This window comes from Fibrisoma limi BUZ 3 (genome assembly GCF_000296815.2).
GTDB lineage: Bacteria > Bacteroidota > Bacteroidia > Cytophagales > Spirosomataceae > Fibrisoma > Fibrisoma limi.
Window position 1 is genome coordinate 25,383 of record NZ_CAIT01000007.1, and the last position, 13,226, is coordinate 38,608.

Below are 13,226 nucleotides of genomic sequence, written 5' to 3' on the forward strand. Positions count from 1 at the left end.
CCCAACACCCCTGAATGTTGATGGACGAGAACGCTATATACCTGAACGCAAATCACTCCCAACCTTTACACACTCAGTCAGTTGGTCTACTAACTTTCCTTCGGGACGTGCTTCCTGTCGACGGGAAGCTACCCCACACAGACTCTTTTCTCACTGGTATACTAACCGAAACCCACATCTAAAATCGCGAAATTCTGGATTAATTATATACCGATCTACGGAGCGGCAAAACTGTGGGCTACAATCCCAAGAGCCGCCCCGCAATACTCTATATTTACTTCGTGTTTGATTCTCTGGATCTGTGTCAGGACTTTGGGAGTAATAGTTGATTGAATACCAATCACGCGCCCACTCCCAGACGTTGCCACTCATATCGTATATGCCTAATTCGTTGGGCCACTTTTGGCCAATAGGATGGACTTGCTCGTCTGAGTTTTTGTTAAACCAGCTAACCAAGTCTAAACTATCAGAACCAGCGTATATTCTACCTTGACTGCATTGGCCTCCACGGGCCGCATACTCCCATTGTGCTTCTGTAGGCAAACGGTAGGTACGACCTGTTCGTTCTGACATCCATAAAGCAAATTTGTTAGCATCGTTCCAGTCAATATTTGCAATAGGATCATTATCATTCCATCCCTTCTCTGGAGATTCGGGCATGGTAATATGTGTCTCCGTACAATATCTTCTATACTGAGCTACTGTTACCTCGTATTTGCCTATGTAAAAACTACTCAGTTTAACATTATGGAGTGGCTTCTCGTCCCCATGTGATTCATCGTTGTCACTGCCCATTATAAACGAGCCCCCTTCAACAAATATCATTGGCATAAAGGCAGTATCTTGAGCGTTGACTTCAGTCATTATTGCCGTGACAATACAAAGAATCAAGGTTTGAGTCCGCATAAATATCAGACGTAGCAGTAGAATTTTGATTAATCGAATTACCATTTTTTTCTTGCCTTGCCTAAGCGTTCACTTTGTCGCTGGAAAGCTGACCATTGAAGCCAAAGCCCGCTTAGTTCAGGCTCACTCTGTCAACCGAAAGCTGAAAATGGAAGCCTAAACCTGCCCATGCGGGACGTGCAACCTGTCGCCCGGATGCTGGACTTTGACGCACTGCTTAGACGGGCCACCCAACGCCACTGAGGACGATGGCGACCGTAGGGAGCCTTTACGTCCTCAGGCTGTTGGGTGCCCTCACGCAATACTACGCGTGATAATGCCTGCTGGCTTGACCTCAATCACCCGTATCAAGCCCAACTACACCAATCATTCACCCTGTCGTCAGAGCCTAACTACGCCATGATAGAGCCACCCGAATTGCCAGACCTACCCGCATCCCAGATGGATACCGATGCGCTCAGTGTGCTGAGCTACATATTCTGTGACAATATACGCTTTGATCGCTTTGTCGAGCTGTGGGCTTACTTTATGGCGGGAATGCCTGACAGTGAGCAGGTTAAAGAGTTCTGGGAAGAAGTCGAAGGTTTGGGATATTATTCAATACCAAACCTTCTCTTGTAAATCCGGGAAATGGTTTTAGCGGAATATATTGTACTCAGTATGGTTCCTGTTTCCCTCTCATCTAATTGTCCACGAACATACTCAGGATTAGAGATAACCAAATCGTTTATGTGTTCAGCTTCCTTTTCGTATATTTTTGAACAATCAATATAGCAATCTTTATCAACCAGCTTTCGGTGGTCAAGCTTAATTGGAACGTGAAGCCGCCTAAGTTCTTCTGTAGGGAATACATTGGGGTTGATTACTGAGTTGATATACAAAACCCCTAGTGCTATCTTGTCATTGCTGTAACCAACAACGACATAAAATTTGAAATCACGTCCAGGAACGTCGGTAACAGGAACACGTAAAATAGTACCAATCTTTAAATTTCGCTCTGCGTATTGCTTACGAAGATCTTCCGGGAAAGCATCACTTAAAAAGGGCATTCTGATAGTGCGGATTCGTTCTCTGAAACGGAACGAATGTACGAAACCATTGTCTCATTTGCACCACCAGCTTCTGCAATCGCAATTAATCCCATTTGTTTATTGGGTTGCGCTTGCTTCCATGCTATATCGTGAGATAGTTCTCTAAGCTCAGCGAACGTCATATCCTTACATAAAGCAATAGCGCGATCTAGAGCTTCTACTTCTGTTTCAGATAAGTAGTCTGTATCAGCCTTTTTTTTGCTTGTTATATTGTAACGATTCTCTACAGAAACAGCTTCGCTAAATGCATGAATGGTTGAAGTATTGATATTGTTTTCCCGGATAGCCTTTAATATATCGAATAGCTTAGAAGGAACTGGTCCATTATCCATGCTTATGAAGGTATCATAAAGGATAGCAGAGCCGTATAATGACAAATGTTCGCGTTCAGCAAAATACATCACTTTGAACGCCTTGTGAAAGCCTGTCTTACCCAGTGCGTTAGTGATGTAAAGGAGTGTATTAAGTGCTTTCTCTTGATCAAACATGGGCATACTCGCCATATAGGGTGGATTTGGGGCAATATATCTATTTTTCAGTATGTTAGCTTAAAATTTTTAAGCTTGCCGCTTCTCGGCGGTAGAACAGGACTGCAAAGATACAACAATTGTTTACTTACCTTTGTTCTATAATAAAATTATATTATAAATTATAATTAATATATATTATAGTGTACAAAAGGGTGCAGCAAGATTTTTTGTTATGTGACCCAGTAAAGGCTACGCCTTTCACATATATTTATTTTACATTTATTTTACATTTTTAATATCAAAAAGAAATATAAATTATTGCTGATTATCAGCACTATATGAGCAAAACTAACTGATAGATAGCGAGTTACAATAATTTTCATTTGACAATTATGAATCAATTATATATCTTTACATATCCTTACGTCGCGGTGGGCGTGGTGGGTTCAATATTTGAAAGCCATCATTGATAACGTAAAGCACTGACTAAGGGGCCTCGTGTGGGTAGAAAAAAAGCAAATTAAAAAGGCATGGCTGGTACCCATGCCTTTTTGCATTTGTAGCTTGACAACAGTAAATCACATTGAATTTTTGTTATATTTGCAATGACCTGACTGAATTGTGCGGTGTACCAGCCCCGCAGTCCGGGTGTCTCTTGTAGGCGTAGGGTCGTAATGCTTTTTTTCTAACTGCAACGCAAGTGCCCAACGCGACTACCATCACGCTTTACGTCGAAGAAATTCTGCTATTCGGCCTCTGTGCATTGATCTACATCGAAAAGGGTGTGCGTTGCAAAAACCCCCTAACACGATGGGAGCACAACGAAGCCCTTCGAGTACAGTGGGTCAAACCAGGGTTCTTATCCTAAAAATCGTCTTAGCTATTCTAACCGCATTGGGAGTGTGGATGGTTAGCAAAGAAGTGATTTTCAATTACAAGGATAAGGATCGGGTAATCCACTTTACGTTTAGAAAGTGACTGGCTAGGAATTCGTCGGCAGAATGACGAATTCTTTTTTGTTTGATTACAAAACAAATAAAAAAGATAGAAATTAAAAAAGATAGAAATATTTTCAAAAAATATTTTACGTGACCTTTGCTCTTATATGTAGTATACTTACTTCTACCCGTATATCACGCAAAAGGCGCGGCAAAGCTACCTGCTGACAGTGTCTGATTCACCCGCCTACCCACTTATCCCACTACGTTCTGCTGTGTCGGCAGTCACGTGGCACACCACTAACAACCCCGCAAAGAGCGTAGCAAACGAACCTGCCGGGGATTGCCCCGCACACCCGCGCATCGCGTAGCAAAAGCATGGGCAGCGCACAACGTATTATTGTACGCAAAATCACTTAATATCAATTCGCTGATAATTAGGATGATCGTATTAAGTGTATATGTACTTTTACAGCTGCAAAACGCGAGTTTTTGCAACGGCCAACAAGTGTACAAACAGGTTCGCTACTACGCAAAGAAATGACTAAAAGAGTAGCTTTGATTCAGACCGAATTGATTATACGGTGGTGGGACATCGAGGGGTATCCAAACTACTTCTTCGGTAAAGACAAACAACTCTACCGATTTGACTCGCAAGGGCGTATCAAACGTAACAAACGGGTTGTTATTGGGACAACGCAGGGGTACATCCTGAAAGAAAAATTTTTCAGCCTTACCCAGCTGCGTCCGTTGCTACGTCGGCACGAGCCGGGGCCGCTACCTTGGTAAGCTAGTCTGTTCACAAATCATCCAGCGGACTCTTGAGCTGGCTAATCTTATCCGCCGTTACGTGCGTGTACCGCATCGTGGTCAGGATACTTTCATGGCCCAGTAACTGTTGAATATAACGGATGTCTAAGCCCGATTCAAGTAGATGCCGATGTGTCGGACCAGTAGCGAAAGAGTGGCGCAACGTATGAATACCGCCCCGCTTTTGAATAATAGCGGCTTGAGTGGCCTGACTGTACACCTCCTGAATCGTACGATTCTGTAACGGTTCCCGTCGGTCAGCTTCTTCAAAAAGGTATATCTTAGGTCTGTACGCGCTTAAATAGTTGGCAACGTCCAGTTCCAGCTTCTCAGAGAACATCACTACGCGGTCCTTCTTTCCCTTTCCGCCCCGAACGATGATGACTCGACGGACACGGTCGATATCGGTTAAACGCAGATGCGCCACTTCGCTCAGCCGAAGTCCAGTAGCGTACACCAACTTGAATAGCGTCCGGTATTTTAAGCTGGTAGTAGCTTTAAAAATGGCTTTTACCTCAGCTACACTGTACACGGTCGGTAACTTCGTGGCCTGTCTTGGATAAGCTATGTCATAGTATTCCTTGGCTCGCTGTAGTACCTTTTCCCGCTTCGGCCCTCAAACCTAAAGGCCGAAGCGGTCGTTGCCGATGGGGTCATGAGGAAACGAGACCGTCAGCAGCGCCGGGTCGCGTTCGTCAAGGTGAATGGTTATCATGTACGTACGGTAGGGAGGCTGCAAAGATGCAGCATTCTTCCGAAACGTATGGCGGACCGGTCTCTATTCAAACCGCAGGTGCTTCACCGATTCGCCTGATGAGGCCAGTTCCTGCAAGGCGTCGATGCCAATCTCCAGATGCTTGTTGACGAACTGGGTCGTGACAACCTTATCGCTTTCTTCGGTTTTGACGCCCTCCGGTACCAGCGGATTGTCCGATACGAGCAACAGCGCCCCGTGCGGGATGGAGTTCACGAAGCCGACCGTAAAGACCGTGGCCGTTTCCATATCGATGGCCATCGCCCGGATTTCGCGGAGGTATTCTTTGAAGGTTTCATCGTGTTCCCAGATACGCCGGTTGGTGGTGTAGACGGTACCAGTCCAGTAGTCGAGTTCGTGGCGCTTGATGGTCGAGGAAACCGCCCGTTGCAGCCGGAACGACGGCAAGGCCGGAATCTCGGGGCGCATGTAATCATTGCTCGTGCCTTCGCCCCGAATGGCCGCGATGGGCAGAACCAGGTCGCCGATCTGCGTTTTTTTCAGCCCGCCACACTTTCCCAGAAACAGCACCGCCTTGGGGTGAATCGCCGACAGCAGATCCATGACCGTAGCGGCCATAGCGCTGCCCATGCCAAAGTTGATGATCGTAATGTTGTTCGCCGTAGCGGTTTGCATGGCCCGGCCAAGGCCGTAAATCTCAACGTCGAATTTCTGGGCGAACAGCTCGACGTAGTTGATGAAGTTGGTCAGCAGGATGTATTCGCCAAACAGCTCAATGGGCGTACCGGTATAGCGGGGCAGCCAGTTCTGAACGATCTCGTCTTTGGTTTTCATTAGTTAATGAGTGAACGAGCGAAAGAGTGAGTGAGCGAAACCAGGACTCAAAATTGGCGTGAAAACGGGCAAAAAGATTCACTCTTTCGCTCATTCACTCTTTCGCTCTTTATATCTTTGACACATGGACACGTTGAACCTGCCCGCGTTTGGCCACAAAATTAAGCAAGTCGAGGGGAAACCCTATATTTTCGATGAGCTCCGGCGCAAGTACGTCCGGTTGTCGCCGGAGGAGTGGGTGCGGCAGCACATCGTTCACCTGCTCATGTCGCACTACGCCTATCCGAAAGCACTGATCCGGACCGAAGGCGGACTAACGCTCAACCTGACCCAGAAACGGACGGATGTGGTCGTGTTCGACCGGGAAGGCAAGCCGTTCCTGCTGGTCGAGTGCAAGGCTCCACACGTACCGCTGACGCAGGCCGTGTTCGACCAGATTGCCCGCTACAACCACGTGCACCGGGCTCCTTACCTGATCGTTACCAACGGCCTGACGCACTACTGCTGCTGCGTGGACCACGATACGGCCGCCATTACGTTTCTGGACGATTTTCCGGTATTCGACCGGGCGGAGTAAACAGTCGGGCGGCTACGTTCCAGTTTCGGCGTTTTCGGCTTTCTTTTCCACCTTGACCTCATCCTGCACCGCTTCGGCCCGTAGCTGACGGTTCTCGCGCTCGAATACGTTCATCAGCACGATGAAGTACGACAACAGCAGCGGACCGATAACCAGACCCAGAATGCCGAAGATAGGGACGCCCAGCACGATACCTGTCAACGTAACGAGCGGGTGAATATCGCCCATGCGTTTGGCCAGCATGATCCGGAGCAGGTTATCGATGTTGATAATCACTATGATGCCGACGATCAGAATACCAACGCCCTGGCCGGTGTCGCCCTGCGAGAGCTTGATAAGTCCGGCCGGCCCCCACACCAACGGCGTACCCAGCACGGGAATAAAGGCCATGAAGAAGGCCACGACGCCCCAGAATGGCGCATCCGGAACACCAAAAATCCACAGCGTAATACCGGTCAGGACACCCTGCACCAGCGAGACCAGCGCCTGCCCCAGTACGTTCGCGTTGACGTTGTTTTTGAGCGATTCGCCCAGTTCTTTCTGCGTATCCCGTTTGAACGGCAGATACTTCTGAAGTCCCTTCTGAAAACTCTCCTGCTGCACGAACATGAAGTACAGCGTGAAGAACATTAACCCGATGATGACGATGAAGTCCAGCGCTCCGCCCGCGATGGAGGGCAGTAGTCGGCTGGCGTAGGTGGCTCCCTGCTGCAAAATCTGACGCACATTCTGCGGACTGGTGACCTTAAAACCCGTCAGTTCTTCGCCTTTATGAATCAGGTTGAGAATATCGTCGACGTTCTGGCTGTAGTACTGTATCCGGCCAATCAGCAGCAGACTCAGCGTCAGAAACGGCATGATGATGACCACCGTCGAGAAAATGATGATCAGGGTTGTAACCAGCGACCGATTCCAGCGCCGTTTGATGGCCAGCGCCGTAAACCACGGCCGGAACACGACGTACAGAATCCCGGCTCCTAGAAACGCGGTTGCATAGCCGCGTAGCCCCGCCACGATGAATCCGGCGATGATGACCAGACTCGTGATCAGCAGTAAGCGTTGCTGACGGGGGGTATATATGTTTGCCATTGAGCGAATAAGTAATTTTCCTTACTGTAAATAAGTAATTCGTCAATAAGTTTAAAAAAGTTGATCGTATGAATGATAACCCACTTATTACAAACTACTTGACTCAACAGAATTCACCCGTCCCCATTCGCCCGAATCCGTTCAATCAACTCCTTGCTCAGCACTCCGTCGCGCTCAGGGCCAGGCCCGCTTCCGAGGTCTCTTTGTATTTCGTAGACATATCCCGGCCGGTGGCTTTCATGACCTTAATGACCGAGTCAAGCGAAATTTTCTGCATCGAAGCCGCCCCCGACGTAGCCAGTAGAAACGCGTTATACGCCTTGACAGCTCCCATAGCGTTACGTTCAATACAGGGAATCTGCACGTAGCCACCGATGGGGTCGCAGGTCATGCCCAGGTGATGTTCAATGCCGATTTCGGCGGCTGCTTCGATGGCTTCGATCGGTTTGCCGGCACACTGCGCCAGGAAAGCCGCGCCCATCGCCGAGGCCGTTCCGATCTCTCCCATGCAGCCCATCTCCGCCCCCGAAATACTGGCATTGTGCTTCACCAGAAACCCAATGGCCGCTGCCGCCAGCATACCCGCCCGGAGCGTGGAGCGGTCGTAGTGGAAATGGTGCCGGGCCAGGAACGTCAGCCCCGGAATCACCCCCGACGCACCGGAGGTTGGAGCCGTCACAACGATGCCCCCGGCCGCGTTCTCTTCCGACGCAGCCAGACAGTAGGCGTTCAGAAAAATCAGGAAGCTGTCCGATGAGTGAGCGAGCCCTTTCGCCTGCTGATACAGCACCGGCGCTTTTCGGCGTAGGCGGATGGAGCCGGGCAGTTCGCCTTTGTGCCGCAACCCGCGCCGGACCGCCTTGTGCATGAACTCCAGAATCTGATCAATCCGCTGGTTCACCTCCGACCGCGACCGCCCCGTCAGGGCGATTTCGTTGCGCAGGATCAATTCATCGAGCGTCAGTTTATGGGCGGTCAGCAGCGCCTTCAGTTCGTTCATGGTACCGTACGGATACGGTGGTGGCGTAGTCACCGGTGCGGTTTCCGGCTCACCCTTCCGCAGAATGAACCCGCCCCCGATGGAGTAATATTCCTCTTCCAGCACTACGTCCTCACCGGCCGTGAGCCGGAGCACCATCGTATTAGCGTAGGCTGACTCGTAGCGCTTCTTCTCGAAATGAATGTGCTGTGGTCCGACGCCCAGCGTTCGTTCACCGACCACTACGTCGTACTGAACGGCCGGGTCTTTCAATAACGCCAGCAGGGCATCCGGGTCCGTGGTTTCGGGTTGCCAGCCGAGGAGTCCGGCCACAATAGCGCGGTCGGTGCCATGGCCCTTGCCCGTGGCGCTGAGCGATCCGTAGAGGTGAATATGAATAGCATCGGCCCGTTGCTGCTGTTCGGTTGGCAGGGCATTAATCCGCTGCCGGAAATCAAAAGCGGCCTTCATGGGACCGATGGTATGCGAGCTCGACGGCCCCGGCCCGACCTTGAACAGGTCGAAAACTGAGGTCGTAATGGGTGTTGTTGTCATTGTCGATGGAAGTGCAAAAGGTTGAGAGTTTACGCCCCCCGCGCAGCTCTGATCAGGGTCGAAACTTAATCTTACCCGGGCGGCTGTGTTTGTGTAGTTGTGGTGGTGTTAGGTTCGGAACCTGACACCACCACAACTACACAAACACCATTACTGATCCAGCGCCCGAATCTGGTCCAGATAGGCGGTGGGTAGCAGAATTCGTTGCACCACCGAGCGTAAGCCAACGGCGTTAAACACCTTGTATAGCCCCATGGAGTAGGTCAGTAGTGGCTTCTTCGGCAAGTCGAGTAATTGGCTGACCTGCTCGGGTACCAGCAACGCCTGGGCCTGCCGGAGCAGATCGTACCGCCAGCTGCCGAGTTGTTCGCGGTAGCGCCGAAACAGCCGGTCGGTGTACTCACTACGGACCAGGTCGCGGTTGAGGTGAATCTGCCGGTCAGCCTGCCAGTCGGCATACGTAGTTGGTAGATCGGGAACGTGCATCCCCGCCCCTACTTCCCGAAACGTACTGAACACTTCGTCTTTTTCAGCCGAGGTCAGCGGTCGGTGCAGGCGTTCGTAGGCTCGCACGGAATAATCGATCAGCATGTAGAGCACATCACGGTAGGCCCAATCGGGAATCTGGTAGCCACGCTTCTGCTCTACGCCTTTGTGAATGCTGCCCATGCGGCTGATGGCCTGGCGGGCTTTGGGTCCGGGCGCAAACACAATCTCCTGGGCGTAGCGCACCGTCGAGAACAGGCGGGCAATCGGATCGGCGGGCAACTTACCCGTAAAAAACAACCAGTCGACGGCGCGGTTTAACGCGAACTCAGCCGCCGAACCGGCAAAAACCAGCAATATGACGTCAGCGTCGCCCCAGATACGGCGAACGATAGAATCGGGCTGCACAAACGGTGCTGCCGACTTCGAAACAACTGGATAGCTCATATTGCTAGAACAACGAATTCAACCCTTCGATTCTTTTTCTTGTTTTCTTCTGAATCATTTGGGGCCGCCGGGCGTGAATCGCCATAACCGCGGTGCTGGAGTCGGTTTTCAGCGATCCCGCTACGAATTAAGTAGTTGGTAATCACTTTTGCACGATTTTCCGACAAAAGTTGGTTCAGTCGCCGGTCGCCTACATTATCGGTATGGCCCGCGATTTCAACCACCAGCTTAGGCGTAGTAACCAAGGTTTTAACCAGTTTGTCCAGTTGTGGGTACGACTCCGGCCGCAGTATGTAGCTGCTCTGGTCGAAATAAACGTTGTCGAGCCGAAACGCCTGATTGACCTGAAGATTCCGGAATACGGTATCCGGCTTCGGTTCTTTTTTCTCGACCACAACCGGAGCCGGCTCGGCTTTCTCCAGCCGAACGACGTATTCGTAGTCGGCGCAGGTGTCGCAGGAAACGACCATCACCTCCTCGGTTTCGTAGTAACCTTTCGTAGTGGCTATGACATTCAGCGTGTCCGTACGTTCGAGCACAAACACGTACGGCTTCCCGGGCTGGCTCTGGCCTGCATACCGCTTCCTGGCTGTCTGAGCATCAATACGAAACTGCGCCGGCAGTTCGGCCGATGTTTTATCGTCAACGGCCTTGATGGAAAACACCGTTTTTATCGGTTTTTTAGGCAGCGACTGAGCCAGGCTACAGGACCACGATAGGCAGAACAAAAAGGCAAGTATCAATACGGAGCGCACGGTACAGTTCGGGTAGTTTGTGCCAAATAAACTACAAAAAAAGTGCCGTTCTTTACATGAGGATATTATTCTGCGCCGTGATGGGAGCCGGCAGGTTGGTTTCGTCCAGCATGTCGCGCATGTCGATTTCAATCGTGCGGGAGATGTTGCTGATCGGTACGTCGTTGGCTCCACCTTCAAACGGATTGGCGCTGCTGTCGCCTACCCGGTCGAGCGAAACGAAAACCCAGTTCAGTAACGTAGCAAACGGAATGTTGAACCAGACCGTGTATCCTTCCAGAAACGTCCCCTGCCCCATCGCGTTGAACTCCTTCAGCAAGCCGAACGGCACCAGCACAATGAACAGGTACAGCAGGATAGACGAGATGGATGAGAAGTTACGCGGATACGGAAAGTTCTTGATTCGCTCGGCCCGCCCCTGCAGGTCGTAAAAATTGGTGATGGCCGTTTGTAGCTGCATCAACTGAAAGTCGTTCAAGTCGCCCCGTAGTTCGTTAACGTGCTTCGATTGCAGCGCCATCAGTTGCGTAGCCCGGTTTTTCTTGGTCAGTACGTAGGTGTGTTCGTCGTCCGACAGGTAGTTTTTCAACACTACGTCGAGTTTTTCTTCCCGTTCGGGAATGGTATACAGACGCTGGTACTCAATGTTGTTGACTTCGTTGGTGTTCTCCCAGGTACGTGGTTCGCGCAATTGATACCGTAGGGCAGTCAGCCAGGCAAAATGCCGGTAAAACAACTGCCGAACATCGTCGGTCTGCCCGGCCGCCAGAAAATCGCGGACCATCACCCCAAACGCCCGGCTGTTGTTGATGATACCACCGTAGATCTGCCGCCCTTCCCAGAGCCGGTTGTAATTGGCGTTGTTTTTAAAGCCGACAATGAAGGCCACGGCCGTACCCAGCATGGCCACCGGAACCCAGGGCAAGGCCAGGAACGTGAAGCCGAACAGGTGATACAAAACCGTCGGGACGATCGACAAAAGAGCCAGTTTATAAATATCCCGGCGGGTCCAGAATACAAATTCAGTGAAGGTGTAGCGTTTACCGGCGTGCATAAAAGGATAACGTAATGGCTGATGGTGCCGAAATATATCAAATGACCGACAGTCCGCCTATTGCACTCACGTTATCAATACGATACGTCTTCCATCTACGCAGCATCCCGCAGCGATACACGTACGCCCTTTCGGAGTGTATTATGGATTTCGGCTACCGTATCGACGTGGCGAATCAGGTCCTGAATCTCGCTATCCGGGCTGTCGGAGTCGATCTGCACCTGGTAGCTAATGTTCGAGGCCGGGTCGCCTTCACCACCAAACTCACCCGTAACCGTTACCGCTACGGATTCGATGGTCACGTTCCGTCGGGCGGCTTCCCGGTAGATGTCGTTACAGAAACAGGTAGCCAGCGCCAGAAACAGTAGCTCGCCACCATTTACGGATGACCCTCCACCGGCCGGTTTGCCGGGGATGGGTATTGTCTTCTGATTTCCCTGGGTTTCAACCACGATGTCGTTGTCCTGGCGGCTGTTTCGGATGGTGGCGGTAATGTTCATACCGGATTGTCTGATTTGCAGTGATTACTAAACAACTGGTCACGAAAGCGCCTGGGGCGGTGGGCTCCCGGCTGGTCGGGAATGATCCTCCGGAAGCGGCACAAACTCCTGATTGTCGGAAGGAGGCAGCAGGATTCGGCCTTCTTTCCAGTCGGCTTTGGCCTGCTCGATCCGCTCTTTCCGGGACGAGACAAAATTCCACCAGATGAAGCGTTCGCCCAGCGGTTCGCCACCCAGCAACATCAACGTAGCCGGCTCTTTGGCCACCAGCATCGGGTCGATGCCTCTGGTAAAGACCAGCATTTGACCGACGGTGTAGGTCCGACCGGCTACCTCAATGCTGCCCTTGGCTACGTAGATGGCACGTTCGGCATGTTCCTTCGGTAGTCCGAACCGTGCGCCCTGTTCCAGAACCACGTGCAGGTAAAACATAGGCGAGTGCGTTTTCACCCCGTTCCGCAACCCGAACGCATCGCCCGCGATCAACCGCATCCATACGCCGGTTTCGGTGAAGATGGGCAACTGGTCGGCGGTGTAGTTCGTAAACGAAGGCATGGCTTCTTCCTCTTTTTCCGGCAAGGCCACCCAGGTCTGAATCATTTCCAGCGTACCACCAGCGAGGGCGGCCGGCTCTTCAAACCGCTCCGAATGGGCAATACCCCGACCGGCCGTCATCCAGTTCACTTCACCCGGCCGGATAATCTGCTCCACGCCCAGGCTGTCGCGGTGCGTGACCTGCCCGCCAAACAGATAACTGACGGTCGACAGACCAATGTGTGGATGCGGCAGTACGTCCATATCATGAGCAGCCTGCGGTTGTATAGCTACTGGTCCTGCGTGATCCATAAAGATAAACGGACCGACCATCCGGCGCAGCCGAAACGGAAGAATCCGGCGCACCTGCATACCTGGCCCAATGGCCGCCTGACGAGCTTCGATGACAATATCCAGCATAATACCCGTGAATGTACCAGTAATTTACCGAGTTGCTACCCCGACGCACACATCAATGCTCGGCGC

At 51.3% G+C, this 13,226-nt stretch carries 15 protein-coding genes; 3 read left to right on the forward strand and 12 right to left on the reverse strand.

Translation table 11 applies throughout. From position 1 onward, the window contains the following. Positions 1-150: 150 nt before the first annotated feature. Positions 151-906 (reverse strand): formylglycine-generating enzyme family protein, encoded by a 756-nt coding sequence (locus BN8_RS16315; RefSeq protein WP_192579065.1) that lies wholly within the window; start codon positions 904-906, stop codon positions 151-153. Between the two features lie 399 nt (positions 907-1,305). On the opposite strand from BN8_RS16315, the gene BN8_RS33340 reads away from it, so the two are divergent. Next, positions 1,306-1,527, forward strand: a complete 222-nt coding sequence (locus tag BN8_RS33340; protein ID WP_040006168.1) for a hypothetical protein — start codon at positions 1,306-1,308, stop codon at positions 1,525-1,527. On the opposite strand, the gene BN8_RS32910 is transcribed toward BN8_RS33340, so the two are convergent. After that, entirely contained in the window at positions 1,500-1,955 is a 456-nt protein-coding gene (locus BN8_RS32910; protein ID WP_144051755.1) for a hypothetical protein, read from the reverse strand. The two genes, BN8_RS33340 and BN8_RS32910, sit on opposite strands and share 28 nt — an antisense overlap. Next, entirely contained in the window at positions 1,943-2,485 is a 543-nt protein-coding gene (locus tag BN8_RS16325) for a Panacea domain-containing protein (RefSeq protein ID WP_192579066.1), read from the reverse strand. The genes BN8_RS32910 and BN8_RS16325 overlap by 13 nt, the downstream gene beginning before the upstream one ends. A 1,460-nt stretch (positions 2,486-3,945) precedes the next feature. On the opposite strand from BN8_RS16325, the gene BN8_RS16330 reads away from it, so the two are divergent. Continuing rightward, positions 3,946-4,194 (forward strand): hypothetical protein, encoded by a 249-nt coding sequence (locus tag BN8_RS16330; RefSeq protein ID WP_051041087.1) that lies wholly within the window; start codon positions 3,946-3,948, stop codon positions 4,192-4,194. A gap of 10 nt (positions 4,195-4,204) precedes the next feature. On the opposite strand, the gene BN8_RS16335 is transcribed toward BN8_RS16330, so the two are convergent. Then, positions 4,205-4,747, reverse strand: coding sequence for a tyrosine-type recombinase/integrase (locus BN8_RS16335; RefSeq protein ID WP_009283018.1), 543 nt, complete (start codon positions 4,745-4,747; stop codon positions 4,205-4,207). Between the two features lie 246 nt (positions 4,748-4,993). Then, a complete protein-coding gene (locus BN8_RS16340; RefSeq protein ID WP_009283020.1) occupies positions 4,994-5,764 on the reverse strand; it encodes an AMP nucleosidase in 771 nt (256 codons plus the stop codon). Positions 5,765-5,888: 124 nt separating this feature from the next. On the opposite strand from BN8_RS16340, the gene BN8_RS16345 reads away from it, so the two are divergent. Beyond that, entirely contained in the window at positions 5,889-6,341 is a 453-nt protein-coding gene (locus tag BN8_RS16345) for a type I restriction enzyme HsdR N-terminal domain-containing protein (protein ID WP_009283021.1), read from the forward strand. A gap of 12 nt (positions 6,342-6,353) precedes the next feature. On the opposite strand, the gene BN8_RS16350 is transcribed toward BN8_RS16345, so the two are convergent. From BN8_RS16350 to BN8_RS16380, 7 genes are all read right to left on the reverse strand, one after another. After that, the gene (locus tag BN8_RS16350; RefSeq protein WP_009283022.1) at positions 6,354-7,430 is read right to left on the reverse strand and encodes an AI-2E family transporter; all 1,077 of its coding nucleotides are present in this window, start codon (positions 7,428-7,430) and stop codon (positions 6,354-6,356) included. Between the two features lie 157 nt (positions 7,431-7,587). Next, a complete protein-coding gene (locus BN8_RS16355; protein WP_009283023.1) occupies positions 7,588-8,964 on the reverse strand; it encodes an L-serine ammonia-lyase in 1,377 nt (458 codons plus the stop codon). Between the two features lie 150 nt (positions 8,965-9,114). Then, positions 9,115-9,897: an oxygenase MpaB family protein gene (locus tag BN8_RS16360; RefSeq protein WP_009283024.1), complete on the reverse strand. Its 783-nt coding sequence runs from the start codon at positions 9,895-9,897 to the stop codon at positions 9,115-9,117. Further along, positions 9,894-10,652, reverse strand: coding sequence for an OmpA family protein (locus BN8_RS16365; RefSeq protein ID WP_040006169.1), 759 nt, complete (start codon positions 10,650-10,652; stop codon positions 9,894-9,896). The genes BN8_RS16360 and BN8_RS16365 overlap by 4 nt, the downstream gene beginning before the upstream one ends. 52 nt (positions 10,653-10,704) lie before the next feature. Then, positions 10,705-11,706 (reverse strand): bestrophin family protein, encoded by a 1,002-nt coding sequence (locus BN8_RS16370; RefSeq protein WP_009283026.1) that lies wholly within the window; start codon positions 11,704-11,706, stop codon positions 10,705-10,707. A 95-nt stretch (positions 11,707-11,801) separates the two neighbouring features. Further along, a complete protein-coding gene (locus tag BN8_RS16375; protein WP_009283027.1) occupies positions 11,802-12,206 on the reverse strand; it encodes an OsmC family protein in 405 nt (134 codons plus the stop codon). Positions 12,207-12,245: 39 nt separating this feature from the next. Then, positions 12,246-13,160, reverse strand: coding sequence for a pirin family protein (locus BN8_RS16380; RefSeq protein ID WP_009283028.1), 915 nt, complete (start codon positions 13,158-13,160; stop codon positions 12,246-12,248). Positions 13,161-13,226 lie beyond the last annotated feature (66 nt).